Annotated in this window: 16 protein-coding genes; 10 read left to right on the top strand and 6 right to left on the bottom strand. The window is 56.4% G+C overall.

Going from position 1 to position 26,157, the window contains the following annotated elements:
* The first annotated feature begins 172 nt into the window (after nt 1-172).
* Genes Poly41_RS05560 through Poly41_RS05550 form a run of 3 tightly spaced genes read left to right on the top strand, consistent with a single transcriptional unit; the run spans nt 173 to nt 4,040 of the window.
* The gene (locus Poly41_RS05560) at nt 173-544 is read left to right on the top strand and encodes a hypothetical protein (protein ID WP_231615421.1); all 372 of its coding nucleotides are present in this window, start codon (nt 173-175) and stop codon (nt 542-544) included.
* Entirely contained in the window at nt 541-1,662 is a 1,122-nt protein-coding gene (locus Poly41_RS05555; RefSeq protein ID WP_146524840.1) for an ABC transporter ATP-binding protein, read from the top strand. Before Poly41_RS05560 ends, Poly41_RS05555 begins: the two co-directional genes overlap by 4 nt.
* Entirely contained in the window at nt 1,659-4,040 is a 2,382-nt protein-coding gene (locus Poly41_RS05550) for an ABC transporter permease (protein ID WP_146524839.1), read from the top strand. The genes Poly41_RS05555 and Poly41_RS05550 overlap by 4 nt, the downstream gene beginning before the upstream one ends.
* 168 nt (nt 4,041-4,208) lie before the next feature.
* On the opposite strand, the gene Poly41_RS05545 is transcribed toward Poly41_RS05550, so the two are convergent.
* Entirely contained in the window at nt 4,209-4,814 is a 606-nt protein-coding gene (locus Poly41_RS05545; protein ID WP_146524838.1) for a peptidylprolyl isomerase, read from the bottom strand.
* Between the two features lie 197 nt (nt 4,815-5,011).
* On the opposite strand from Poly41_RS05545, the gene Poly41_RS05540 reads away from it, so the two are divergent.
* Complete coding sequence (locus Poly41_RS05540; RefSeq protein ID WP_146524837.1) at nt 5,012-6,448, top strand: arylsulfatase; 1,437 nt, start codon at nt 5,012-5,014, stop codon at nt 6,446-6,448.
* 14 nt (nt 6,449-6,462) lie between these two features.
* On the opposite strand, the gene Poly41_RS05535 is transcribed toward Poly41_RS05540, so the two are convergent.
* A complete protein-coding gene (locus Poly41_RS05535) occupies nt 6,463-7,668 on the bottom strand; it encodes a hypothetical protein (protein ID WP_146524836.1) in 1,206 nt (401 codons plus the stop codon).
* 214 nt (nt 7,669-7,882) lie between these two features.
* Complete coding sequence (locus Poly41_RS05530) at nt 7,883-9,394, bottom strand: Gfo/Idh/MocA family protein (protein ID WP_146524835.1); 1,512 nt, start codon at nt 9,392-9,394, stop codon at nt 7,883-7,885.
* A 307-nt stretch (nt 9,395-9,701) separates the two neighbouring features.
* Here Poly41_RS05530 and Poly41_RS05525 point away from each other — a divergent pair, with 307 nt between their 5' ends.
* Together Poly41_RS05525 and Poly41_RS05520 are read left to right on the top strand one after the other, a co-directional pair.
* Nucleotides 9,702-10,463 carry a sulfite exporter TauE/SafE family protein gene (locus tag Poly41_RS05525; RefSeq protein ID WP_146524834.1) on the top strand — a complete coding sequence of 254 codons (762 nt, stop codon included), beginning with the start codon at nt 9,702-9,704 and terminating at the stop codon, nt 10,461-10,463.
* 15 nt (nt 10,464-10,478) lie between these two features.
* Nucleotides 10,479-11,369: a TerC family protein gene (locus tag Poly41_RS05520; protein WP_146524833.1), complete on the top strand. Its 891-nt coding sequence runs from the start codon at nt 10,479-10,481 to the stop codon at nt 11,367-11,369.
* A 95-nt stretch (nt 11,370-11,464) separates the two neighbouring features.
* Here Poly41_RS05520 and Poly41_RS05515 read toward each other — a convergent pair whose 3' ends face one another.
* The gene (locus Poly41_RS05515; RefSeq protein ID WP_146524832.1) at nt 11,465-12,496 is read right to left on the bottom strand and encodes a DUF4261 domain-containing protein; all 1,032 of its coding nucleotides are present in this window, start codon (nt 12,494-12,496) and stop codon (nt 11,465-11,467) included.
* A 204-nt stretch (nt 12,497-12,700) separates the two neighbouring features.
* Between Poly41_RS05515 and uvrA the strand changes: the two genes are divergently transcribed.
* The gene (gene uvrA / locus Poly41_RS05510) at nt 12,701-19,126 is read left to right on the top strand and encodes an excinuclease ABC subunit UvrA (RefSeq protein ID WP_146524831.1); all 6,426 of its coding nucleotides are present in this window, start codon (nt 12,701-12,703) and stop codon (nt 19,124-19,126) included.
* Nucleotides 19,127-19,547: 421 nt separating this feature from the next.
* Nucleotides 19,548-21,638, top strand: coding sequence for a protein kinase domain-containing protein (locus Poly41_RS05505; protein WP_231615420.1), 2,091 nt, complete (start codon nt 19,548-19,550; stop codon nt 21,636-21,638).
* 51 nt (nt 21,639-21,689) lie between these two features.
* Here Poly41_RS05505 and Poly41_RS05500 read toward each other — a convergent pair whose 3' ends face one another.
* On the bottom strand, nt 21,690-22,973 hold the full coding sequence (locus Poly41_RS05500) for a glycosyltransferase family 4 protein (RefSeq protein WP_146524829.1): 1,284 nt from the start codon (nt 22,971-22,973) through the stop codon (nt 21,690-21,692).
* A gap of 48 nt (nt 22,974-23,021) precedes the next feature.
* Between Poly41_RS05500 and Poly41_RS05495 the strand changes: the two genes are divergently transcribed.
* Together Poly41_RS05495 and lepA are read left to right on the top strand one after the other, a co-directional pair.
* Nucleotides 23,022-23,240 carry a hypothetical protein gene (locus Poly41_RS05495; RefSeq protein ID WP_146524828.1) on the top strand — a complete coding sequence of 73 codons (219 nt, stop codon included), beginning with the start codon at nt 23,022-23,024 and terminating at the stop codon, nt 23,238-23,240.
* Nucleotides 23,241-23,303: 63 nt separating this feature from the next.
* Nucleotides 23,304-25,100: a translation elongation factor 4 gene (gene lepA / locus Poly41_RS05490; RefSeq protein ID WP_146524827.1), complete on the top strand. Its 1,797-nt coding sequence runs from the start codon at nt 23,304-23,306 to the stop codon at nt 25,098-25,100.
* Nucleotides 25,101-25,131: 31 nt separating this feature from the next.
* Here the strand turns inward: lepA and Poly41_RS05485 are convergent, their stop codons facing one another.
* Nucleotides 25,132-26,118: an aldo/keto reductase gene (locus Poly41_RS05485; protein WP_146524826.1), complete on the bottom strand. Its 987-nt coding sequence runs from the start codon at nt 26,116-26,118 to the stop codon at nt 25,132-25,134.
* Nucleotides 26,119-26,157 lie beyond the last annotated feature (39 nt).

Raw genomic sequence — 26,157 nt, 5'->3', positions numbered from 1 at the left:
TTTCACCAATTATCCCGGTGACGTTAGTAGACTAACCGGCAATAATGATATTCACGAGGCGACCCTTTTTCCCTGGCGGTAAGTTGGAGAACGGCCCATGGGTGCGGATACGAGGACCAGACGTTTTTCTGAGCGAACGATTCGACAGGTGCGCCTGGATTGTGGTCGTGCAATGACACGGGCACGTTTCTGCCCCGATCATAGTGAGATCGTTCAGTTGCGATGCGTCGACGAGCGTCCTGAAACCGAACAGTGCTTCGGCAACCAACTCTGGTACTTTGAAGGACTCGGGGTCGATGGCGAACGCCTTCGCCACAGCGTCTTTGGCGTGGTCGAGTATTCGGTTCAGTTCGGACTTCACGAATTGGTCGATGACGGTGTTTTCGAATCCGAACCCCAACGCGAACGATTTCGCCATTTGTATGAACGCGAAGTCCACCCGCTCTCTTGGCGGCAACCGGCTCACCGCTGGTTAGCAGTCGGTTTGATTGCGGTCATGGCGACTTGGCTCGCCTACCTTCTGATTCGCATTTTGTCAGTGTGAACGCCATCTCTCTCGCCCCACCGACTTCTCAACAACCACGGTCCGATCCCGAGCGGCACGATTCGGGCCAAAGTGTTGTACAGGTTGACGAACTGACGAAAACCTATGCGCCCTGGTCGCTGCGCGGCCGCAGCACGGTCGAGGCCCTTCGTGGCGTTTCGCTGCACGCCGACGCTGGTGAAGTGTTTGGATTGCTCGGTCCCAACGGCGCCGGCAAAACCACGCTCATCAAAATCTTGCTCGGAGTCGTCACGGCTTCTTCGGGGACGGCGACGTTATTCGGACAACCGGTCGGCAGCATCGCGGCGCGAATGCGAGTCGGCTACTTGCCAGAATCGCTTCGTGTCGACCGTCACCATTCGGCCCGTACGGCCCTGAAATACTACGGACGAATGAGCCGAATGGCATCGCCAGAGATCGCCCGACGTTCGGACGAATTGCTCGAACTCGTTGGGCTCCGGGGACGCGATCGCGAATCGGTGCGTCAATTCAGCAAGGGGATGTACCAACGCCTCGGTTTGGCTCAAGCATTGATGCACGACCCGGACCTGCTGGTGCTCGATGAGCCAACCGACGGCCTCGATCCCGTCGGTCGCAACGAAGTTCGGATTGTGATCAATCGATTGAGAGAATCGGGAAAAACCATTTTCTTAAACAGCCACATCCTGCAAGAAGTCGAACTCATCTGTTCACGCGTTGCCATCATGGCAAAGGGAAAGATCTGTGCCGTCGGTCGTATTGATGAACTGACGCGATCCGATCGTTTCCAGCAGGTCGCGTTCGAAGTCAGCGATGCGGATGCGGGAGCCGGGCAGCTCGCGGCACGGCTCTCGCCGCTGTTTCCGCAAATGCAGTTGGGACCACGCAGCGGCGGACCGATGACAGCAACGTCGAACGCCGATTCCCCCAGCTCGCTACATTTTTCACTGCCGCTGACCTCGCAACAGCAAGTCGACGACGCCGTGGACCGGATTCGTGGTTTGGGGCTTTCGCTGCGAGGCTTGGTCCTCAAACGCGCGTCGCTTGAAGAGACCTTCATGCAGGCAGTGCAGGGGAGTGAAGCTCCGCCGACCGAACCCGCGGACATTGAGATCGCCCCCTTTGAGGCGCCGGCGTGAAACCGATTTGGCCCTACCTCGCCGTGATTCTCGACTCGTTTCACGCTGCGCTCTCGTCGCGAATTCTGTGGATCGCTTTCGTCGCGATCTGGATTCTGCTCGGTGCGTTATCGCCGATTGGATATCGCGAGGACTACACGACAACGTTTCTCGACCGGGATCTCGACAACGCATCGCGGCTCAAGGCGATGCTCGCCCAAGGTCTGGTCGACCCCAATCAAGCGTCCAAACCGGCCGGCCGAATTGCTGCGGCTCTGTCCGAAGATCTGAAGCGGCAGCTGCGGCAAGTGGGCGAGGGGGAAGACGTTCGGATTTGGTTCAGCAAACTCTCCGATTCGCTGAATGAACTGTTTGATGACGAAACCTGGTACGACCCCGTAGCCTGGCAGTCGACCGTTCGGCTGCGCGAGCTTCGAGAACTCGACCCGATGGATGCCGAAGCGATGAGCGATTCGCTGCGAGCTCGACGCACGCGACTTCGAATCGAAGCGGCGTTACCCGGTGTGTTTCAATCCCGTTCCGCTCGCTCGATCCGATTGACCTACTTCGGGATGGATTTCCCCGCCCGCTTGGCGATCGATAAAACACAGTTCCGCATCGTGCTCAACCAAATGGTCCTTCCGACCATCATCAATTGGTTGCTCGGGTTCATTCTCGTTTTTCTGGGAATCTTGGTGACCGCATCGATCGTCCCCGACATGCTCCAGCCCGGTTCGCTGCATCTGCTGCTCAGCAAACCCATCTCACGATCGATGCTGCTGATCAGCAAATTCATCGGTGGCTGCGCCTTCGTCTGTCTCTGTGTGATCCAATTGGTGATTGGGCTGTACTTGATTTCGGGACTTCGGCTCGATGTGTGGAACGCTCGTGTGTTGCTGTGTATTCCCGTTTCGGTCTTTGTGTTTGCTGTTTTCTATAGTGTTTCGGTGTTCGCGGGACTGCGTTGGCGTTCTCCGATTTTGGCAATTGGTGTGACATGCATGTTCGGAGCCTTCTGTGTGGTTGTGGGATTCATCGGCGGGTTCTTTGACGTCTTCGTGAGCCGCCCCGATTCGCTCAAACATCTTGCAATCAGCGGCGACGAGGTGTTCGCAACCACGCGAGGCGAAGGCTTGCTACGGTGGGACGCAGCGGGACAGCAGTGGGACGAGGTCTTTGAATCCGAAGCGCTTGGCGCGGACCGTGTCCTGCCTCCGGTCACTCTTGACGACGGCTCGATTGCAACGGCACGCGTGGTCGGCGGCCGCATGAACGTGTTTGGCATGGGAGCCTTCGATTTGTTGGTTTTGACCGAACCGAACCGCTGGCGCCCGCAACCGAGCTTGCGATTGCCGACCGCGACAACGAGGCTTTTGGTCGCGGGCGATGACTTGTTGGCCGTCAACACCAGCGGCGCGGCCATCACGTCGCAGTCCAAGGTCTTGCAAGGGGTGGCTCCTGATCCGGACGCATCCGAAGGTGCGTCGGTTGAACCCGAAAGTTCCGCGTCTGCTGAAAACACACCTTCGTCGCAACCCGATTGGATGGCAAAACTATCCAGCATGATGGGCGTCCCCACGGCGGGCTTCGAAAACATCCTACCGAAAGAGATTGCACTCAATCCGCCTCGCACGTTTGCGATCGATTCGTCGGGCGACAGCTTGGTGTTCCTCAGTGGCAAAGACTTGTTCTCGCTACACGGCAATCGCGATGCCGGCATCCCCGCAACATGGACACGGACCGCCGAAGAAACGCTTTTTGACGAACTGCCGCGATTTGCCTCGCTGGCCACCGGAGGCGGCCATGTCGTTGTCGCCACACAGACGAGTGAACTGCGCGTGCTGGAGACCGCGACGCTCGAAGAAAAGGCATTGGTGACCCTGCCGCAGCAATTGACCTGCCTTGCCTTGGTCGCGTTGGGGGATCAAGATCGGTTCGTCGTGCTGACCAGTGACAAACGTTGCCGGATCCTCGAATGGAATTCGGTCGCCAAGACCTGGGACATGCAAAAAGAGATACCGGTCAAGAAGGTTGAAACCGTTGAATATGTCTCGAAATCAAATCAAATCGTGCTGGCTCACCATCTCGATCAGGTTGATTTCTTGGACGCCGAGCATTTTGGCATCCGACGATTCCTTCGACCACACGTGTCGCGGTGGCGGCAAGTCGACCGCTACTTGATGACGCCGCTGCGCACACTGACGCCGCAAACCGGCGAACTCGGCGGGACGGTCGCCGCAATCATTAGCGGCGAGACGTCCGTCGAGTTCCATCGTGATGCATCTGGCCCCGTCGAACTGGTACGTTACAAAATTCTCGAACCGGTACTGAGTTGCTCTCTGTTCATCCTGCTGATGATGACGCTCAGTTGTGTCTACTTTCGACGAAGCGACTTCTAAGAACCTATCCGAAAAGGGGTCTGACCCTCTCTTGGTCTGAGCGCATCGGTAGCAATTCCATTGGAAAACAACGAGTTCTTGAGCAATCGAAACGTCGGTCGACAAAGGGTCAGACCCCTTTTCGGATAGGTTCTCAGCGTGCAAATGGGGGCCATCGACTCCGGATCGCTACTTTTTCTCGACCACGCGTGCGTCCTTGATGACGATCTGCGTGACCGGCACATCACGCATTAAAGCGCCTCGGATCACAGGGTCGGGAATGGACTTGGTCGCTGCTTTGCCGATTCGATCGACAACCTCTTGGCCTTCGATCACTCTGCCGAACACCGTGTATCCGAAACCGTCTTGAAAATTCGCGCGGTCCAAGTTGGTGTTGTTTCCGGTGTTGATAAAGAATTGGCTGTCGGCACTGTGCGGGTCGCCCTTACGTGCCATCGCGATCGTGTACTTTTCGTTACTCAGCCGATTTCCGGCTTCGTTGCGAATCGTTGGCAAGGTCTTCTTCATCTTCATGTCGGTGTCATACCCACCCGCTTGGATCATAAATCCATCGATGACTCGGTGAAAAATCACATCCTTGTAGAAGCCATCTTTGACATACTGAACAAAGTTAGCGACCGACTTGGGGGCTTTTTCCACATTCAGCTCCAGCACGATGGTCCCCTCGCTGGTATCGAGCTGGACGAAGACCGGTTCTTGCGCCGTCGCCGTATCGATGCCAAATCCCATCGCAGCGAACGTCGCCGCGGCAACCAATGCAAATCGTAAAACCATGCTTTTCTTATCCTTGGATCGTTTCGAAACTTTTGAGCACATTCCTCGATCGTCGGGTTCCCCAGGGAACTCGACGGGATTCGCCCGAGAATCAACCCAGGCAACTTCTCCCATGGTGTAAACTATCATGCGAGACGCCGTAAAGTGCGGTGTTCTGCATGAGAATCCCCACCCACTCCGACTGTCGAATCCTACTGATGCATTACCGAAAAGGTTCGCTCCTTCTGCTCGTTCTTTGTTCCCTTTCTCTCGTGCTGCCCCAGCCACTGTGTGCGGATACGACACACCCCAATATGATTTTCGTGCTCGCCGACGATCTCGGCTACGGCGATTTGGGCTGTTATGGGCAAACGCAAATCCAGACCCCCCGGCTCGACCAAATGGCTCGTGAGGGGATGCGGTTTACCCAGTTTTATGCTGGCAATACCGTCTGCGCCCCCAGTCGTAGCGTGTTGATGACGGGTCAACACATGGGCCACACTCACGTTCGCGGTAATGCGGGGGGCGGCGACATGACGGTCCAATCACTCCGTGATCAAGACGTGACGGTTGCCGAAGTTCTGAAACCCGTTGGCTACACCAACGCGCTGGTGGGCAAGTGGGGACTCGGCGAAGTCGATAGCGAAGGATTTGTCCTTAAGCAAGGCTTCGACCAATTCTATGGTTACCTCAATCAAGTCCATGCGCACAATTACTATCCGGAATTTTTGTGGCGAGGCGACCAAAAAGAACTGCTGGGCAACGTGGTCGAGCCTGTGAGCAAGGAAGCCAAGTATGGGGGCTTTGTTGGCGGAAGCGCAACGAAGCGGGTCGACTATTCTCATGATCTGTTCGCCAAAGAAGCGATGCAGTTCATCGACAGCGAAAAGGACAATCCCTTCTTTTTGTACCTGGCGCTCACGATCCCGCACGCCAATAACGAAGGATCAAAGATGACCGGCAACGGCGCCGAGGTCCCCGACTATGGAATCTACCAAGACCGCGATTGGTCCGACCAAGACAAGGGACAAGCGGCGATGATCACACGGATGGATACCGACATGGGCCGGATCATGGACCAATTGACCGCACTTGGAATCGAAAAGAACACTTTGGTCTTTTTTACCAGCGACAATGGACCGCACGACGAATCGCGGCATCATTTGGAAACCTTCAATCCGTCGGGACCGCTTCGCGGGATCAAGCGTGCGATGCACGAAGGTGGCATCCGCGTTCCGGCGATCGCCTGGTGGCCGGGAACGGTTCCCGCCGGACAAACCACCGAGCACATTGCTTACTTTGGTGATTGGATGGCAACGGCGGCCGAGCTTGCGGGGGTCGATGCACCGGAGAACCTTGACAGCATCAGTTTTGTACCGACGTTAAAGGGGAACGCAGCGGAGCAGCAAGCGCACGACTATTTGTACTGGGAATTTTACGAACAAGGCAGCCGACAAGCCGTCCGGTTTGGAAAGTGGAAAGCGATTCGCGAGCCCATGTTCAGCGGGTCGGTCGAACTGTTTGATTTGGATCAAGACATCAGCGAGCAGGAAAACCGGGCCGACCAGCATCCGGAGATCGTCAAACAGGCGACCGCGATGATGGACGAAGCACACGTGCCCAATCCGAACTGGAAGATCCGGGGCGGCAAATAGGTACCCTTCACGGCTCAGTTAAACTCAACCGCGGCCTCCGTTGGACGCCGCGGCTGGGCCGCGGGTTGTTCGTCAACCAAGATGCCGATGCGTTTTGCCAAGGTTTGCAGTGCCAAATCGTAGCGGCGGCTAACGGCAAACTCGGTCGTTTGGCCTGAGGAATCGGTGACCTCGATGGTATGCATCACCCAACCGCGACGGATGCGTGGTGCGGCGGTTTCGTCAAGCGCGTGTTCGCCGCCCGGCATCCACCAATTCGCTTCGCGAAGTTGCCAACCCTGGCCCAGTTCGTCCCGCCGCAGCCGCAGTCGGCTCTTGGCTGCAAAGGGCCCGAATGCGCCCTTGCAAAAGACGACCATTTCGGGGTGCTTGGGATCACCATAAGCGGACCAGACGCGAGAAACCACCGGATCCAAGACCATCGTGCGATAGTAGCGAATGTGTCGGCTGACCCAACGCAACACAATCGCGGCAACTAGCAGAATGGCCAAGTTCAAAATCGTTGCGATGGTTGGACTGAAAGCGTAGACCGCCATCAGCGTCACACAGAGCGATTTGTTGCAGAATTCGAAGATCGCATCGATGGCCGGGATCGGCGTCAACCAAACCATAAACTCAAAGAAGAATTTCACACTGTTGATCACCAACACGTTGATCACCATCGCGACCGCCAACAGCGTGTCGACGGTGAAACGAACCACGCCCAACTGAACCATCACGACTTCGGTTTGATCTTCGCCGGGGCTATCCAGCGAAGCGATGACCTTGATCGCCAACAAGATCACAATCACCGCGTAGGTTTCCAACCGATCGGTCGCTTGTGCAAATGGCTTGCTGACTTTGGTGAGTCGCGGCAAACTGGTCAAGACCGTTAACGCTAAGAAAACGAAGAAGAGCGAGTGGTTTTGTAGCGGCCCCGATGCACCGAGCAATGCGTTATCGGTCGCCCAATCCGGCCCCCAGATCGCAAGCCCGGACAAGCAGGTGACGCCAAAGAATGGAGAAAGGGCCACTGGGGCGAGCGGGCCGAGCCAATCGGCAAGCCCCAGGGAATCGGCCCACGACGTCGCTGCAGCGATGTCGGCAGAACCGAAATCCCCTTCAAGCCGTTCTTCAACGCGACTTCGATCCAATCCCGGTGGCGAAGCAGGCGACTCTTGGGCAACACCGCTGGAGGCATGGAGCAACACCCCGCAGAGTAAGATTGAAAACCGAAACATCAAAAACAGCCTCTTGCAGAAAACGGACAGCAACTAACTCTAGTGTATGCGAAATCCGTGCTCTGCAATCGCCGCTCGCTCGACGACGAACAATGTCCCCATCGCCCCGCAGGACGATCGGTGTCGAGACCGGGCAAAGCGGTTGGAGGGCGTGGCAGAAAAGGGCGCTGCCACCGCTTTCCTGCCGATTCAAACCGCTTGACGTTTCGTTGTTCTAAACGTTTTCCGGTGCTGGAACTTCAAATCCCTTACGGTACTCACGAGTCAACATCGCATTGGCCGCCTCATTGCCGATAAACCGTTCGGTTTCGGGATCAAACTTCAATTGTGCACCAATCGAAAGCGGTGTTTCCTCCAAGATCACTCCGTTGCCGACCAAGTGGTCCACGGTCCGCTTTAGCGTTGCATCGTTATCATCCAAGCTTTTGACACCCGCCAAGATCTGGCGAATCTCATCGGGGGATCCGTGGTTTTGCTCACCAAGGTAATACGAAATGTTCCCGAGATGACTGACCCCGGCGGAAAGGTGCCCCATCAACGCGTCCGCATTCAGTTTCGACGCGTCACGCGACTGACAAGCATCGATAAAGTTTGCGAAGTGGGCATCGCCCACGTTCTTGGCACGGAAATCCTTGATCACGTTCATGTCCAAGTCGTAGGCCGTGCAATGCTCATACGACGTTTGGGCGAGATAGCCTTCACTGCCGTAGAAAATCACTCCGATCTTGTTGCTGCCTTCGTTGCCGAAGAACCCTTCGATTTCAGGACCTGAGGTCGTCTTGCAATCCAGGCCGCGTGTTTCGAAGACGATGCACTTGTCACCGTAATCGTAGATCGAAATCTCGGTGTTGCCGGTGTCGCCGGCGTCCACGTAGTTCTTGTCTTTGCGTTCGGTTTGATAACCCAAGCGACCGCCATAGGTGAAGATCGCGTTGGGATGCCGATTGAGCCCCAGCCCCCAGCGAGCGATGTCCGTTTGGTGGGGACCTTGGTTCCCCAAATCGCCGTTGCCGTAGTGCCGTTGCCAATGCCAATCATAGTGGAAGTTGCGGCGGGTGAGTTTGGGATCGGTGAAGGTCGCCGGGCCGCTCCAAAGATCGAAGTTGACTTTTTCAGGAATGGGGTAGTCGCCAAGCGGTCCGATCGAAGCGCGTCGTTTGTAGCACAACCCACGAGCAAACTTGACTTCGCCGATTCCACCCTCGGCAATAAACTGCATCGCATCACGAACGGCACTGCTACTGCGGCATTGCGTTCCCGTTTGGCACATCCGCCCATATTTCTTCGCGGTTGCAACCAAGGCACGGCCTTCGTCGATGTTATGGCAAATGGGTTTTTCGACATAGACATCTTTGCCGCTTTGCATGCCCCAGATTCCCATCAGCGCGTGCCAATGGTTGGGCGTCGCAGCACTGAGAATGTCGATGCCGTCGAAATCAATTGCATCCCGGATGTCCGTAAAGAACTTGGGCTTCTTGCCCTGCATCTCTGCGACCTTTGCCACTCGTTGTTGACCGACGCTTTCGTCAATGTCGACGATTGCACGAATTTCGGTCCGTGGGTCGTGGTTGAATCCACGAATGTGTTCGTTGCCACGGCTATTGACTCCCACCACACAAACGCCAAGCGTCTCGTTAGGACCAGCAGCCCTCAGGCGAGGCATGGAAGCCGTCGCAATGCCGGCGGCTGCGAGGGAGGTGAATTGGCGACGATTCAAGCGATTCATAGTAATACAGCCTTTCACGAATAGGTGAGTGTAAAGTGTGCGTGGCATAGGGAGGGGAAAGGGACGCGCGGGGGTGCACACGGCATGAACGCGTCTGCATTGCGGCGTCGCGAGGAACCCTGATTCTACTCGATTAGGATTCCGACGCACATCACGATCCCAAAAAAATGCGTTCATCCGACGGAAGCGTCCGTGGGGCCAAGGAACATCCCCCGCGCACGCTTGAGGCGGATGAACTAAAAAAAACGTCAACGGCTGTTTTGGGGGGTTCTTCCCGACCCACCACCTCATCCGCCAAGATGTCCGCATGCATGAACTCTACCCTTACCTCCCGTTCGCCCTGATCCTCTGCCTCGGAATCTTTGTTCAATCGGCTGCTGGATTTGCAGCGGGCCTTTTGACGATTCCGGTGCTACTGTGGTTCGGGTATTCGATTCCTGAGGCCCAGACATCGCTGTTGGTGGCGACCATCCCACAGAATCTGTGGGGTGTGTGGTCCTTTCGGGATGCCATCGACGTTTCGAAAGTGACCTGGCCTGGACTCACCCGAATCCTGTTTGTCCCCGTTGGCATTGTCGTACTGCAGACCTTGGAAACGTTTTCGATTGTCACCCTGCGGCAATTTGTCGGAGGCGTCGTGCTCATCGTGACGTTGACGATCGTATTTTTTAATCCGAAGCCACGAGCAAGCCTGCATCCCATTTGGGCATGTCTCACCTTTCCAACTTCGGGGTTCTTACAGGGACTTGTCGGCATGGGCGGGCCGCCGATGGTGTTTTGGGTTCAGGCACACGACTGGGACACTCGAAAAATGCGAGGGTTTCTGTTCGCGGCCTACCTGATTAGCTTGTTTCCTGCGTTAGGGTTCTTGTACGGCGGTTTTGGAACACGGATCATTGAACCAGGGATCATTGCCGCTTCACTAACTCCGCTGTTACTCTTGGCAACCTACGCAGGACTAAAGCTTGGCACTTGGTTGGGGCGAGTTCGGTTGAGACGAATCACATTAGCGTTGCTCGTTCTGATCGGAATCGCCGGGCTTGCTGCCCCCCTATTCAGTCATCACTAGAAGAGAATCGATTTCATGTTACTCGCATCGTCCATCGACATCGCGGAAGGCGCATCGCTGATGTCGTTTGAGTCCTTGGTGGCGCTATTGGCGTTGACCGCGATGGAAATCGTCCTGGGGATCGATAACATTGTCTTCATCGCCATCATCACGGGGCGCTTGCCCGAAGAAAAACGCTCGTTTGCCAGACGAGTCGGCTTGTTTTTGGCAATGGGAATGCGAATCCTTCTGCTGTTGATGATCGGCTGGTTGATTAGTCTTCAATCGCCGCTCTTAGAACTGTCTCATTGGATCCCGTTTTCGTCGCTGGCCGAGCGTTTGGCCGAAGACCCGGAGATCAACGAGGTCTCGGGGCGTGATTTGATTCTGCTTTTCGGCGGCTTGTTCCTGCTTTACACCGCGGTCCGTGAAATCCATCACAAGATCGAAGGGGACGAGGAAGAAGCCGAGATTGGCAACTTACCCGGTGACCAAGGTGGAGCGAGAGACGGGATCACCCCCACGGGACGCAGCAGCGCGGCGATCACCGTGAAGGGTGTCTTGGTCCGGATCGCCTTCATGGACGTGATTTTCTCTCTCGATTCGGTGATCACTGCGGTCGGAATGGCCAATCACATCGAGATCATGATCGCCGCAGTGGTGGTCGCGGTCACCGTGATGATCATCTTTGCCAACCAAATCAGCGATTTTGTGCAAGACCATCCCACCGTGAAGATGTTGGCATTGTCTTTCCTGATGCTGATCGGCGTGGTCTTGGTCAGCGACGCCGTGGGCACACCGATCAACAAGGGGTATGTCTACTTTGCGATGACCTTTTCCTTACTGGTCGAGTTTTTGAACTTGAGGATGAAAGCCAAGCGTTATCGCCCCAGTCACGGTGAAGGGGAAACCGGCAGTGTTGGCTAGCGGAACACCGCCACTTTGTAGGCGATTTACCGTAATTTGCCGAATCAATCTTGGACTGAGTGGCTTTGTCCAGCTAGCCCTTTGCAATGGATGGCTCAAAAATCAACGTCGTCATCTTCATCCAAGAAATCTTCATCGAAGTCATCCTCGTCCATTTCCTCCGGCGCGTCGCCTCGCACCAACAATTCGGCAGGCGGATCGGTACCATTCTGCGGAGCCCAACGGATCGTCGGTCGGGGGGGGTCGGATAACGCTTCGGCGCATTCCATCGCCAACCAACTGATCTCCCCAGGGCCATCCGCGGTGTCACCCTCTTCGACTTCTTCTTCGGATGTCAGCATGTAGAGCGAAGCGTTTCGCAAAAAACGCTCGACGTCGGCTGGTTCAAATTGGTCGGCACGATAGATCGCTTCCATGTCTGGCAGGTCCAATTGGCCATTGCCGACCGTGTCCATCAGTGACCACTCCTCATCGGCCTTGAAAATTCGCACGTTGGTCCACATGTCCAATGCGGGCAATTCGTGATTCCAAGCGTAGTTGAGTCCTTGGCGCAGTCCCGTTTGGTCGCGAAGCACTTCGCCACCCGGATTGAAATAGCAAATCGCTTGAGGCAATTCCAACAATGCCGTGACCGCGCGTGTGATGAACTGCATCTCGCCCATTGCATCGTATTCATCCGGAACCAACGGAATGTCTTCGTCGTCGTCTTCGCCGTCGACCTCTTCCATCCCGAGCACGTAACTGATCAACAATCGAATGTGGGCCGTGTGCAAGGGAACCACATCGGCTCCCCCTTCCCATCCCCACGATTGCTCGGACGCCCGTTGCAAACAGCCGGGAAACGCGAGCGGCCCGAACTGCCCCAGCGACCAAGCGACAAACCGCTCGGGTGACTCATCGGGATCGCCCATGTCGTCTGGCCAGGGGGATCGACAGGGCGTCACCAGCAGGTGACCACCGACATCCTCTCGATACTTCAGGACCAGGGTTTCGGGCGCGTCATCATCTTCGATCGATTCGTGTCGTCCGACGAGTTCGAAGGCCGCCAACCGCTCCTCTAACTCGCCAATCGAAACCGGTTCGCGCAGCAGGACGCACATCCCCTGAGTGAACAATCCTTTTGCCATCCGAACTCTACCCCTGTCGCTTGCGGTTAGTAATCTATCGTTTTACCGCAGCTTGCCATCATTCACGAGGGGATTGGAAGCTTCGCCGTGGGATCGCAAAGGCCCAGAAACAGATTGACCACCCCTTTCTCTCTCCGCAGGTTCTCCTTAGCGTGGATGCTGAATCGGTGTTGTTGCGAATAGAAATAGGTACAAGAATCGAGCATGGCGACGAGGGAAATCACGGTCAAAGGAGCTCGAGAGCACAACCTGCGGGACGTCAATTTGACGTTGCCGCGAGGCGAGTTGATCTGTTTTTCAGGGGTCAGCGGCAGTGGAAAATCCTCGCTAGCATTCGACACCCTCTACGCCGAGGGGCAACGACGGTATGTCGAGAGCTTGAGCAATTATGCTCGGCAATTCATGGGACAAATGCCCAAACCCGACGTTGATTTCGTCGGCGGGCTGAGCCCTTCGATCTCCATCAGCCAAAAGTCCTCGGGCAATAATCCGCGCAGCACCGTTGGCACGATTACCGAGATTTACGATTTTCTTCGCGTCCTGTTCGCTCGTGTTGGCACCGGCCATTGCCCAGAGTGTGGCTGCGAAATCACCGCACAATCACGCGACGCGATCACGACGCGCATCGAGACGCTCCCCCGCGAAGCGACCCTGTGGGTTATGGCGCCGCTTGTCCGCGGGCAAAAAGGCGAGTTTCGCGATCTTTTCGAAGACCTTCGCAAACAAGGTTTTTCGCGAGCCCGGGTCGATGGCGAAACGATCCATTTGAATGATCCCCCCACGTTGGATCGCCAACATCGCCACGATGTGGAGGTCGTCGTCGATCGCATCGATCCGGATGCGCGCGACCGTGGCCGCGTGGTCGAGGCGGTCGACACCGCCTTGAAACTGGGTGAATCCACCCTGATGATCTCGCTGACCGAAGCCAACGACGCGGTGACGGCCAACCCCAGCGAAGACTTGCTCTATTCGTCAAAATATGCCTGCGGATCCTGCGGTCAAAGCTTCAAGCCTCCGTCACCACAATTGTTCAGCTTCAACAGCCCGCAAGGGATGTGCGAAGCGTGTGATGGGCTGGGCCACCTGTACACGTTTGTGCCCGAGTTGTTGATTCCGGACGACACCAAGTCGATTCGCAAAGGAGCGATCGATCTGCTCGGAAAATGGGGCGACCTGGGACGCTATCGTCGTCACATCTACAAAGGGGTTGCCGATGCGATCGATCGAGCGATGGAGCTCGCCCCCGGAACCATGTTGGAGGGCAAATGGCGTGATCTCCCCGAACCGTGCCGACACATTTGGCTGTGGGGCACCGACGATGCGATGGAATTCACATGGCGAGGGGGCCGCAAGGCAAAAAAGTATTCCGGTTCGTTCGAAGGTTTCGTTCCGGAACTGCTGACGCGATACAAGACCAATCGCAACAAAATGCAGCAGAAACAGTTCGAAAAGTACATGGCGACGATCGATTGCCTTGATTGCCATGGCAAACGGCTCAACTCACAAGCCAGTGCCGTCACGCTGACCACGGCAAGCAAACCGTTCCTCAATCTCCATGCAGAGAATCAACAAACGCTGCCTCAGCTATGTGAATTGCCCATCGATTCTCTCGTGGACTTCTTTTCAGATGTGGCACTGACCGGCACCGATGCAACCATCGCTGCCGAAGCCCTCAAGGAAATCCGCACGCGATTGGGGTTCCTGCTCGGAGTGGGTCTTGATTACCTGACATTGGGTCGGACCGCACCGACGCTCTCGGGCGGTGAATCGCAGCGAATCCGATTGGCGGGCCAAATTGGTAGCGGGCTGGTCGGCGTGTTGTACATTCTTGATGAACCGTCGATCGGGTTGCATCCCCGAGATAACGATCGCTTGATTGAAACACTCGTGCATTTGCGTGATCGCGGCAACACCTTGATCGTTGTCGAGCATGACGAGGATACGATGCGAGCGGCCGACCGCGTGATCGACTTTGGTCCGGGACCGGGCGTCAAGGGAGGCGAGATCGTCGCCGCCGGCGACGTTGCTACGATCTCCAAATCGAGCCGAAGTGTCACGGGCCAATTTTTATCGGGCACTCGAAAGATCGAACTGCCGCAGACGCTTCGCGAGATCGACCCAAAAACTCAGCTCACCATTCGCGGTGCGACGTTTCACAATCTTAAGAACGTGGATGTCTCCATCCCGCTCGGGACGGTCACCTGTGTCACCGGCGTTTCGGGCAGCGGCAAGAGTTCGCTGATTGGTGGCATCGTCGAACCGGCGCTGCGATGCGCTCTCAATGGTGCGAGCTGTGAAATTGGCGACCACGATTCAATTCATGGCCTGGAACACCTCGACAAAACCATCGCGATCGACCAATCGTCCATAGGTCGCACGCCGCGAAGCAATCCCGCAACCTATGTCAAGGTGTTCGACGAGATTCGCAATCTGTATGCGAAATTGCCAGAGGCAAAAACTCGCGGCTACACGTCAAGCCGATTCAGTTTCAATGTGGATGGTGGACGTTGTGCGGCATGCGATGGCAACGGAGCGTCGAAGCTCGAGATGGACTTCTTAGCAGACATTTGGGTCACCTGCCCTGTGTGCCAAGGCCGACGCTACAACCGCGAAACGCTTTCGGTTGAATTTAAAGGGAAATCGATCGCGGATGTGCTGGAAATGGACATCTCCGAATCGCTCGAACTGTTCAAGAACATCCCCAAAATCGCTGAGAAACTGCAAACCCTTGTCGACGTCGGTTTAGAATACCTGAAACTTGGCCAACCCTCCCCGACGCTTTCCGGCGGTGAAGCTCAGCGGATCAAGTTGTCCCGCGAGCTCAGCAAACGAGAAACGGGACGCACGCTTTATGTGCTCGATGAACCGACAACGGGGCTTCATTTCGCAGACATCCAATTGCTGCTCAATGTGATCCACGGGCTGGCCGACCGCGGCAACACGATCGTCATCGTCGAACACAATACCGACGTGATCAAAACGGCGGACTGGGTCATTGACCTGGGGCCCGAAGGGGGCGAGGGCGGCGGATCGCTGGTCGCCGAGGGCAGGCCCGCAGCGGTCGCCAAGAAGGTGAAAAGCCACACCGGTGCCGCGCTTGCCAAAGCGATGGGTATCAAACGTCGAGCCCCAAAGGCGTCGACCCAACCCCAGAAGACCGTTGACACCCTCGTCAACACCAACACCCATGTGACCGTCGAAGGAGCGACGGAACACAACTTGAAATCGGTCAATGTGGAAATCCCCCGCGATGCGATGACCGTGTTTTGCGGCCCCAGCGGTAGCGGAAAAAGCTCGCTAGCGATGGACACGATCTACGCCGAAGGACAACGTCGCTATGTCGAGTCGTTGTCGTCGTACGCGAGACAGTTCATTGGCCAAGTCCAAAAACCCAAGGTCGAGCGGATCGAGGGCTTATCCCCCGCGGTGGCGCTGGAACAAAAAAACCTGGGCCATTCGCCACGAAGCACGGTGGGAACCGTCACCGAAATCTACGACTACCTGCGAATCCTGATGGCGCGGTTGGGCACGATGCATTGCCCCGATTGCCAAATACCGATTGGAACGCAGACGCCAGACCAAATCGTCGACAAAGTGATGTCGCTTGACCCGGGCACTCGCGCGCTGCTGCTTGCCCCGATCGAGGTTCAATCGGGCCCCGCTTCCGAGGACACCTGGCAATCCCTTCGCAGCACCGGCTACCAACGGATTCGCATCAATGGTGTAACGATCGGTCTCGACGAAGCCCCGATGCTTGATGCACGGCAGCGACATCAGGTGCAAGTGGTGGTTGACCGCATCGTCGTGCAACCGTCCGATCGATCACGAATCAGCGACAGTGTCGAACAGGCGCTGTCACTCGGCGTGGGGGTTTTGCAAGTCGCCTTGGCGGATAACGAGCGTGGCGAAACCGATTGGACGGTGATCACTCATAGCCAACACTTGGTTTGCGGTGATTGTGGCCGTTCGTTCACGAACTTGACGCCCCACCATTTTTCGTTCAACTCGACGATCGGTTGGTGTCCTCAATGCGAAGGTCTTGGAACGCAACGTGGAACCAACCCGGCCGCTTTGATCTCCTCGCCAACCGCAACCTTGGCGGAGGGGGCTTCGCTGCTTTGGCCGTCGGTTGACCAAGCGGTTTCCCAGTGGATGCTTCGTTCCCTTTCGCGACACGCGCGGATTCCTATCGATACACCCTACGTGGATCTGACCGTCACCCAGAGACGGATGTTGTTCCACGGAACGGGCGATGCCTGGATCGAAGTGCGCGAAAGCGACCGTGATGCGGCCCCAAAGAAAACAACGGGAACCGAAGCGGTCCTGTTCCGTTACCAGTTCAAAGGGTTCTACCCCGCACTTGCCGAAGCGGCTCGGCTGACCCCCGGTCTTCGCGGTAAGTTGGAACAGTTTGTCGACGAAATTGACTGTAGCGCGTGCGACGGTTCACGCTTGCATGAAGACGCCGCCGCCGTTCGCTTTCGTGATCGGACCATGGCTGACTTGGTTCACATGCCATTGGCCAGACTCGCTGACCACATCCAATCGTGGAAGTTGGAAAAACGCGAACAAAAAATTGCTGGAGAATTGGTTCGCGAAATCAGTTCACGAGTCCGCTTTTTGCTCGACGTCGGTCTCGACTATCTGACGCTGCACCGTGGAGCCGCGACGCTCTCTGGTGGCGAAGCACAACGGATTCGATTGGCTGCTCAATTGGGTAGCGGTTTGTGCGGCGTGCTCTATGTCTTGGATGAACCGACGATCGGATTGCATCCGCGCGACAACGACCGATTGATCGGCGCGCTCCATCGATTGCGTGATCTTGGCAACACCTTGCTTGTGGTCGAGCACGATCATGATGTCATCGCCAGTAGCGATTATCTCTGCGATTTTGGCCCGCGTGCCGGGCGCTATGGCGGACGCGTCGTCGCGCGGGGAGGACCGCAAGCGGTCGAACCCTACGAGCAGTCGGTAACCGCGGCCTACCTGACCGGAGAAAAAACACTGGCCGTTCCTGCATCGCGACGGCCCGCGTTGAGCGATCAAGGGACGCCGTATGTCAATTTGCTGTCGATCAAAGGAGCACGCGAAAACAATCTTCGGGGGATCGATCTCGATCTGCCGCTCGGTGTTTTGACGGCAATCACCGGCCCCAGTGGTAGCGGAAAAAGCTCGCTGATCGAAGGCGTGCTCTACCCGGCACTCGCTCGACGCCTGCATCGTGCACGCGTTCGTCCCGGTCGATTCGAGAAAATGGATGGGGTGCGATTTGTCGACAAAGTGATCCAAGTCGATCAGTCCCCGCTAGGAAATAGCCCGACCAGTAACCCCGCGACCTACACCGGCATGTTCGATCTGATTCGGCAATTGTTTGCCGAACTTCCCGAATCGGTCGAGAGACGTTTCTCGTCGCGGACCTTCAGCTTCAATGTGTCCGGCGGGCGATGCGAAACCTGCGAAGGCAGCGGACAACTCAAAATCGAGATGCACTTTCTGGCGGATGTCTGGGTCCCCTGTGAGGACTGCCATTCCCGCCGATACAACTCGGACGTGCTGGATGTCAAGTTCCACGGAAAATCCATCGCAGATGTGCTGGACATGCAGTGCGGTGAAGCTTTGGAATTGTTCTCGGACTACCCTCGGATCAGACGGATTCTGCAAACCATCTGCGACGTCGGGCTGGACTACGTTACCCTCGGACAGCCTGCACCGACCCTTTCAGGTGGTGAGGCGCAGCGCGTCAAACTGGCTGCCGAACTCGCTCGACCGATGACAGGCAAGACGCTCTACATTCTTGACGAACCGACGACCGGGTTGCATTTCGACGATATCGAAAAGCTGCTCGTCGTGATGCAACGACTGGTCGAAATGGGCAATACCATGGTGGTGATCGAGCACAACATGGATGTCATCAAGAGCGCCGATTGGATCATCGACATGGGGCCAGGGGCAGGCATGGAAGGTGGACAAATTGTCTTTGCCGGAACTCCTGAACAACTCGCTGCCTCTGCGTCGAAGCCAAACCCCAGCGTCACGGCACCCTACTTGGCGGAGATCCTGTCGCGGCGTCCACCGACCCCACGCACCGCTCGCAGCAAGGCCCCAACCGCCGCGGCAGAAGCGTCGGGGGATCCAGCGAGAAAGAAACCACGGCGATCGACCAAGGCTACCCAGGAAACCGATCCCCCAACGACCGATCCCCCAACGACCGATCCATGGCAGCTGCTGGGTCGTCGCTGGCATTCACTGGTCAAAGGGTTTCCGGACAACGCATCACCGGAGTGGCCGATTGAGTTGGCCGACAAGACGCTCAAATTGCTCGAGCAGGTGGCCGGGGATAGTTCATTGCGTTTCGATGCCCCCGACCGCGTCACGGTACGCCCCAAGGGGCGACGCAAGCATTGGGCACGCGTCCAAACCAAAACCCCCGAGTCGGTTCAAGTGATCTTGGCAGGCCCCAAGGAAGCGGTGGATCTCGAGCAGCTTGAATCCCTCGACGTGAACGGCCCGGTGCGTCCGCGCAGCGATTCCAGCACCGAGGTGACGCTGCAATTGACCGAACTGAAGCACGTTCGCAGCCGTAAGCTAAGAGCGTTCCTGAAAAAGCATTTCGAGCGAACAATCGGTTAGACCGAGGCTTTCGGGTCCAGTTTCCGCCCTTAGATAAGCAGGTCCTTCCCTGAGAAAAGGCGGGTCGCGTGAAAAAAGGCGGGTCGCTTGAAAAAAGGCGGGGCCCTTGAAAAAAGGCGGGGCCCTTGAAAAAAGGTGCACCCGTGAAATCGTTGTTTGTGGTCCCACGAAGCTGTTCGTCCCTTTACAGCGATCTTAAACTAAACAGACTCTCGTTGTTTGTCGATCGCGTCTGGTTTATCGATCGTGCCTGCTGTTCGCTCTACACCCTCGTTGGCCACTGCCTCTCATGACCCCGCGGCCCCCTGAATCCACCCAAAACTCGGCGGGCGCCCCATCGGCGGAACCGCTTGCGGGAACTTCGTTGAACTTGATCACGGCCGTGTTAACGAATTCCCAACTGAGGAGTCGCTTAGCCTCGATGCCCGCTGACGAAAAAACCGTCGTGTTGTCGGGAGACCACGATTCAGCGTTGTTGGCCCATCCCGACTGGAAAGAGGAGGGGGAGGATCGCGACCAAGACCCCGCCGCGGATGGCTCCGAAAACGAAACGATTGAATGGTCGTCCGTGGCCTCATCGCCTACCGCGGGGATGGCTCGCCCATCGGATTGCAAGGATGCGGGTTTTGTGCCCAAACGGCATGTGACCACGATCGGCGGCGGCCAACGATGTGACGCGGATTACCGGTTGGTCGGCCAACTCGGAGCCGGTGGTACCGGTGTTGTCTATCAAGCTCACCAACGAGCCATTGATCGCGAAGTCGCGATCAAGGTGCTACGAAATAACTTGGCCATCGACCCACCCTCGCGTGAGCGTTTTTTGACCGAGGCACGCGTGATCGGTGGGCTGGATCATCCAAACGTGATCGCACTTCACGAAGTCTGCGTCGACCAAGAGGGTGGTTTGTTCTATTCGATGAAACGGATCGATGGAACGAGCTGGGATCAACAGATCAAAGAGAAATCGCTCAACGACAATGTTCAGATTCTGCTCCGCGTTGCCGATGCGATTCGCTACGCCCATTCACGTGGCTTGATCCATCGCGACATCAAGCCAGAGAACGTGATGCTTGGTCGATTCGGTGAAGTGTTATTGGCTGATTGGGGGTTGGCAATCAGCCACGATGCCAATCAAGGTACCGATGGCCAATTCGAATCGACCCACCCCACGATCGGCGGAACGCCTGCCTACATGGCGCCCGAGCTCGCTCGAGGCGACACGCAACAGGTCTCGTTTGCGACCGATGTTTACTTGCTCGGCGCGATCTTGTTCCAAATCAAGACCGGTTATCCGCCTCATCACGGCGAAACGCTGTTGGAATGTATTCATGCGGCAGCGGAAAACAAAATTCGCCCGACCAGCATCAAAGGAGAGTTGTTAGACATTGCAATCAAGGCGATGGCAACCGATCCGAACGACCGCCACGAAAGTGTGGATGCGTTTGTGACCGCCATTGAGCAACAACGTGAACACGAAGAAAGCACGCGATTGGTGAAACGCGTTCAAGAACAAATGAAAACCTTCCACGTGGACAATCCCTACGAAGGTTTCCGCGTCGCGGACGTGCTACTCATGGAAGCGCTCGAGATCTGGCCCGAAAACCGGCACGCTCAGGAATTGCGAGTCGACTTGAATCTGGAGTTTGCCAGAGTGGCGACGGAGCAAGGCGATTTGGATTTGGCGTTGTCGCTGCTTGAATCGGTCGGGCTGGGTGACAGCGAGCGTGCGGCGAGGGTGCGACGCGATCGTGATCAGAGAAACGAAAAGATCCAAAAGGAATCTCGCTACTCGGTGTTGTTCACTCATTCACCCGAAGCGGGCTTGCTGGTGCGAATCGGTTCCGGGCGAGTGATCGAAGCCAACCGAACGTTTAGCGATTTGATGGGGTACGATGAAGAGGAAGTGGTCGGCAACTTGATGTCGGAATTAAACCTATGGGTTTGCCCGAGACGCCGCGATGAATTATTGGCGGAGCTGGAAAAAAACGGACGAATCGATAATTTCGAAGGCCAACTGAAGCATCGAGATGGCACACCGATCGACGTGTTGATCAGCGGCCGAGTGACCACTCTCGATGGAGAAAGGCTGTTGATTTCGAGCATCCGCGACATCTCGCTTCGCAAACAGGCCGAAAACGACCTCCGACAAAGCCGACGACGACTGCGGGATCTGCAAGCCCTTGCTGGTTTGGCGACCTGGTCTTACGAGATACGAACAAAACAGCTGACCTGGAGCGATGAAGCCTTTCGGTTGGCCGGCCGCGAGCCGATTCAGGGAGTCCCCAGTTTGAGCGAGTACATGGATTCGATCCATCCCGACGACCGCGAACGGATGCAAGAAGCCATCACCCATGCAACCCACTCCGGCGCGGCTTACGAGATCAAAATCCGCCAGCGTGGCACGAACAACCGATACCGATCATTGGTCGTTCGTGGTCAGCCGATTTTTGATGAGCAGGGAAAGACCGTGGAAGTCTACGGCGTCTTGATCCCGCAGAAGGTTGAAGCGTAGCAAAGCGTTCCGAACACGGGGGGGATGGAGAGCGATTGGATGACGGTCCAGCTAAGGAAACAAGTTCCGGAGCAAGCGCCCCGTCGATTCGATGGAGTGTTTTTCACGCAGGTTGACCGTCGCTTGCGTTGCCAGCGATTCACGCAGCAAGGGGTCTCGTTTCAGCCTTTCAATGCCATCGGCTAAGGCCTGATGATCGTTTGGCGGCACAACGATTCCGCCGCCGGTCGATTCGATCAATTCGCCGAAGGCACCGTGGTCGGGCAACAGGACGGGGACCCCACACGCCATCGCCTCGAGTGCAAACAAGCCTTTCGGATCCTCGTATTCCGTCGGCACGCAAAGGAGATCGAGCGACTGCAGGAAGACAATCTTCTCCGGCAACAGCGGGCTGCCGTGGTAGGTAAAGCGGTCTTGTAGTCCCGCTTCACGAATTCGGCTTTGGATGGCTTCAAGATAGGGGCGATTCGCTTCGCCAAGCCAACCCGCAACCTCCAACGTCATGTCCTGGTGCTCTGCTTTCACGGCCAGATGCAGGAAAGCATCCACAAGTCGGTGCAGTCCCTTTTCAGGGGAGATTCGAGCCAGATAACCGAGCCGAAACGAGGTCGTTGCCCCCTTTGCCTTCGGTTTCGATTGATAGGGTGCCAAGTCGATCGACAGTGGAACCCGACAGATCTTCTCGTCGGGGATATTCAGCAGCAATCCCATTTTGTCGGCATAGAATCGACTGTTGACGAGGAAGCGATCAACGGATTGGACCAAACCGCTGAGCAATGCGATCGCTTGGGCGCGGGCCGATTCTGGCAAATGGTCGAGGAAGATGTCGTCGCCTTGCAGCATCACGAAGACTTTGGTTTTGGGCAACCGCTGGTGAATCAGCGGTAACGAACCTCCAATCAACAGGTTGCTCAGCACCAGCACGTCTGGTTGCATTTCCTGCTGCAACCATGCCGTCAACCTCAGCACCTCTTCTGCTTGTCGGCCATCAACGCCTTGCAACATCGAAATCGCCAGCTCACCCAGTTTCGCTGGGTCCGTCGAGGCAGCCCGGCGGGTGGCCAGCCGAATCAAGGGAGGCCAATCGAGCAGCCGCCGTGCCGACTTCGGAACCCACCGCATCCAGGGCCATTGTTGAAGCAAGTACACATGGATACCGCCAAAGAAGATCTGATGGCGAGCAACGCTGGTCGAATCGGTCCGAATCGGCGTGTAGATCGGTTGCAAGACACAATCCACTCCATTCGCTCGTAGGGATCGCGCGATCGCGTTGTCATGCATGCAACTGCCGCAGTACATACCGGCGGCTCCGGCGGTGAGGAAGACAACTTTCATGGACTTGCAAGCGGCTCCGACAGAGGACAGAGGGTAGGACGTTATCAAATGAAAAACAAGAATGCTCGTTGTGGCAATGCGGCCCCCTTTCTATACTTCGGATACACGCTGTCTCAAAGCGAAACCTCACCCCACTTGACCGCCCTCGCGACGGCATCGAGTGACGAAACGCCCCCTTACGCTACGACCACGGGGGTGCACAGTCGCCGTCCGGACGCGACATCGAAATTGCGGTGTCGGAAAATGCGATCACGCATGAATATCTAGGGAAGGAATGAGGTCGAATCCTTCGATCCCCATTCGAGTCAGGCCAATCGTTGAAGAAACAATATGTCATCGAACATTCGGAATTTTTGCATTATCGCTCACATTGACCACGGCAAGAGCACCCTTGCCGACCGCTTGCTTGAGCATACCGGAACGGTCAGCAATCGTGACATGAAGGAACAATTGCTGGACGATTTGGAACTCGAACGATCACGTGGGATTACCATTAAAGCGCGTGCGGTCACCATGCGGTTCAAACGCAATGGCACGGATTACGAGCTGAATCTAATCGATACGCCCGGCCACGTCGACTTTCACTACGAAGTTTCACGGTCTTTGGCCTGTTGCGAAGGCGTCTTGCTGCTGGTCGATGCCTTCCAAGGGGTTGAAGCACAAACCGTCGCCAACGCCTTCGCCGCCATGGAACACAATCTTAAAATCATTCCGGTGATCAACAAGATCGACTTGACCCACGCTCGGCCCGAGGAAGTGGCTGAGGAGATGATGAATTCGCTCGGTACCGACCCCGATGAGTGCGTTCGAGTCAGTGCCAAAACGGGCCAGGGGGTCGACGAGTTGATTGACTGCATCATCGAGCACATCCCGACGCCAACCGGCGACCCAGCTGCGACACTGCAAGCGATGGTCTTCGATTCGAATTATGACGATTTTCGAGGCGCGATCACCTACGTCCGAATCATGAACGGGACCGTTTGCAAAGGCCAGAAGATTCGGTTTTTGAAAGCGGGCTCGGTCCACGAGGTGGTGGAATTGGGACGGTTCGCGCCGCAACGCCAACCCTGCGATCAACTCAAGGCTGGCCAAGTCGGCTACCTGATTTGCAACATCAAGAGCCTTGGCGACGTTCATATCGGCGACACCATCTCCATTCCTGGGGACAAGCATGCTCCGGCCCTGCCCGGATATTCACGCCCCAAACGGATGGTTTACTGTGGCTTGTTTCCCAGCGACGGCCAAGATTTCACCGAACTGCGAGATGCGCTCGAGCGACTCTCGATCAACGATCCGAGCTTCGAGTTTGAACCCGAAACCAGCGAGGCTTTGGGGTTTGGGTTTCGCTGTGGCTTCCTCGGTCTGTTGCACATGGAGATCATTCAACAGCGACTCGAGAATGAATCCGACATCGACTTGGTCCAAACGGCTCCGAACGTCACCTACGAGATCATCAACAAGCGAGGCGAAACAATCTCGATCCATAAACCGCAAGATGTTCCGGACCCAGGCGACATCGAAGAATTTCGTCAACCGATTGTACGCTGCAACATCATCGTTCCCAACGACTACATCGGCGCTGTGATGAAGTTGTGTCAAGAACGTCGCGGGATCCAGCAGACGCAAGAGTACCTCGGCGCCCAGCGAGCGATGCTGGGTTACAACATCCCCTTGGCGGAAGTGGTGTACGACTTGCACGACAAGATCAAGAGTTGCACGCGCGGCTACGGGACGCTTGATTATGAGATGGTCGGGTTCGAGCCAGCCGACTTGTGTCGATTAGACATCGTGGTCAATGGTAGTCGCGTGGATGCATTGAGCATCGTCTGTCACCGAGCCGACGCCGATCGACGAGGCCGCGCCGTGGTGAAAAGATTGAAGCTCGAAATTGAACGGCATATGTTCGAAGTCGCCGTCCAGGCGGCGGTTGGCAGCCGCGTGATCGCTCGCGAAACCGTGCCGGCGATGCGAAAGAACGTAACCGCCAAATGTTATGGCGGTGATATCACGCGAAAACGCAAACTGCTGCAAAAACAAAAAGAAGGCAAGAAACGGATGAAGGCGATCGGCAACGTCGAAATCAGCCAGAAAGCGTTCATGGCCGTCCTCAGCGACAGCGAAGGCTAGCTGGAACCTCACCGGCCAAGTGAATACGGTGTCACTTGCCGGAATACCAGACACCTCGGCGCCAGTTGTGTCGGCGAAGTCTTGTCAACATCTCGGGTGGCAAATCCCGCAATTGGCTCGTCCGTGTGTTCTGCTCGACTTGCTCGACGGTTCGCATTCCCGCAATCACGGTACTGACTTCGGGCCGAGATAACGCAAACTTGAGTGCTACATCGGCAAGGGTGTAGTCGTCTGCCAAGCCAAACGCCACAACATCCTCGCGGATCTGATCCACGCGTTCGACCGTGCGACTCATACGATCCCCCGCAAAGTACCGGTGGCGAAAATCGTCTTCGGCGAAAAGATGGTCCGCGGCGTACTTGCCGGCCAATGCACCTTCATCGAGAGCGACGCGAACAATCACCCCGGTGCCGGTTTCTGCGGCAACGGGCAGGATCTGAGCAGCTGCGTCCTGGTTGAATAGGTTGAAAATCACTTGAACGACATCGACGAGCCCATTTCGCATCAATTGGATCACACAGTCTTGGTCCTGTTCGGGAGTGCTGACCCCAATCAGGCCAATTTTGCCTTCATCGCGAAGTTGACGTAGGACGAGCAGAGGTTGAGGATCATCATTCCAAGCTCGCGTCCACGTATGCAATTGCAGCAGGTCGATTCGATCGATACCGAGGTTCCTGAGCCGCGCGTTCACGTTGTCACGCAGGTAAGCGGCCGAATAGCGATCTTGCCAGCGGCAATAGGGACTTGGTGGCCACGGCCCCGCTGCCGGCGGAGTCTTCGTCGCGACAAACAAGGGTTCAGCGCGACTTTTCAAAACATCGGCGATCACCCGTTCACCATGCCCATCGCCGTAGCCTTCCGCCGTGTCGATCAGATTGACGCCTCGATCGATTGCCACGTTTAAGGCCCGAATCGATTCGGCATCATTGGTGCCGCCCCATCCGCCGCCAATCGCCCACCCACCAAAGCCGATTTCTGAGACCTTCGGGCCATCGCTAGAGAGTTGTCGAGTGTCCATGGGTTGTCCATTTTGGGCGTTTCGGTGGCGAAGATCTCA

This window comes from Novipirellula artificiosorum (assembly GCF_007860135.1).
Taxonomy (GTDB): domain Bacteria; phylum Planctomycetota; class Planctomycetia; order Pirellulales; family Pirellulaceae; genus Novipirellula_A; species Novipirellula_A artificiosorum.
The sequence above is the reverse complement of the archived record's forward strand: the minus strand, read 5'-3'. Positions and strand labels throughout refer to the sequence as shown.

Coding starts and splice junctions, on each gene's coding strand:
- Poly41_RS05560 (WP_231615421.1), top strand. CDS start 173: ATGACACGGGCACGTTTCTGCCCCGATCATAGTGAGATCGTTCAGTTG.
- Poly41_RS05545 (WP_146524838.1), bottom strand. CDS start 4,814: ATGGTTTTACGATTTGCATTGGTTGCCGCGGCGACGTTCGCTGCGATG.
- Poly41_RS05540 (WP_146524837.1), top strand. CDS start 5,012: ATGCATTACCGAAAAGGTTCGCTCCTTCTGCTCGTTCTTTGTTCCCTT.
- Poly41_RS05535 (WP_146524836.1), bottom strand. CDS start 7,668: ATGTTTCGGTTTTCAATCTTACTCTGCGGGGTGTTGCTCCATGCCTCC.
- Poly41_RS05530 (WP_146524835.1), bottom strand. CDS start 9,394: ATGAATCGCTTGAATCGTCGCCAATTCACCTCCCTCGCAGCCGCCGGC.
- Poly41_RS05525 (WP_146524834.1), top strand. CDS start 9,702: ATGCATGAACTCTACCCTTACCTCCCGTTCGCCCTGATCCTCTGCCTC.
- Poly41_RS05520 (WP_146524833.1), top strand. CDS start 10,479: ATGTTACTCGCATCGTCCATCGACATCGCGGAAGGCGCATCGCTGATG.
- Poly41_RS05515 (WP_146524832.1), bottom strand. CDS start 12,496: ATGGCAAAAGGATTGTTCACTCAGGGGATGTGCGTCCTGCTGCGCGAA.
- uvrA (WP_146524831.1), top strand. CDS start 12,701: ATGGCGACGAGGGAAATCACGGTCAAAGGAGCTCGAGAGCACAACCTG.
- Poly41_RS05505 (WP_231615420.1), top strand. CDS start 19,548: ATGCCCGCTGACGAAAAAACCGTCGTGTTGTCGGGAGACCACGATTCA.
- Poly41_RS05500 (WP_146524829.1), bottom strand. CDS start 22,973: ATGAAAGTTGTCTTCCTCACCGCCGGAGCCGCCGGTATGTACTGCGGC.
- Poly41_RS05495 (WP_146524828.1), top strand. CDS start 23,022: ATGAAAAACAAGAATGCTCGTTGTGGCAATGCGGCCCCCTTTCTATAC.
- lepA (WP_146524827.1), top strand. CDS start 23,304: ATGTCATCGAACATTCGGAATTTTTGCATTATCGCTCACATTGACCAC.
- Poly41_RS05485 (WP_146524826.1), bottom strand. CDS start 26,118: ATGGACACTCGACAACTCTCTAGCGATGGCCCGAAGGTCTCAGAAATC.